Origin of the sequence: Streptomyces hainanensis (assembly GCF_004348415.1) — a bacterium.
GTDB classification, from domain to species: Bacteria; Actinomycetota; Actinomycetes; order Streptomycetales; family Streptomycetaceae; genus Streptomyces; species Streptomyces hainanensis.
In genome coordinates this window covers 1-527 of the sequence record NZ_SMKI01000930.1, presented here as the reverse complement: position 1 = coordinate 527, position 527 = coordinate 1, and the positions used below count along the sequence as shown (strand labels likewise).

Sequence of the window (527 nt, the reverse complement as noted above, 5' to 3'; positions counted from 1 at the left end):
GAGCCCTGGAGGCCGGGGAGGCGGGTGCCGATGGTGCGGTTGAGGAGGATGTAGCAGCCCCAGCAGACCGCGGCGAGGAGGGCCAGGGCGATGCCGAGGTAGTCGGTGGACGGGGTGGGGCGGACGAGGACCGCGACGGCGCCGGCTGCCGCGAGGGCGGCGAGGAGGTCGGCGCGGCGGCGGGAGCCGGCCAGGGCGACGGCGAGGGGGCCGAGGAACTCCAGCGTGACGGCCAGGCCGAGGCCGATCCGGTCGATGGCGGTGTAGAGGGACAGGTTCATGGCGGCGTAGACGAGTGCCAGGCCGAGTACCGGGCGCCACTGGGGGGCGGTGAAGTGGCGTGGACGGGGGCGGCCCGAGAGGACGAGCACGGCTGCGGCGACCCACTGGCGGATCGCGACGACACTGAGGGGGCCGATCGCCGGGAAGGCGAGTGCCGCGACCGAGGCGCCGACCTGGTTGGACAGGCCGCTGCCCAGCATCAGGGCCACGCCGGTGGAACGGGAGGGCATGGGTCCACGGTGGGG

Annotated in this window: 1 protein-coding gene; it reads right to left on the bottom strand. The window is 75.1% G+C overall.

Features of this window, described 5'->3' with window-relative positions; genetic code table 11:
* A partial coding sequence (locus E1283_RS36860; RefSeq protein WP_425086286.1) for an EamA family transporter occupies positions 1 to 512 on the bottom strand: 512 nt, incomplete at its 3' end.
* Positions 513 to 527: the final 15 nt, after the last annotated feature.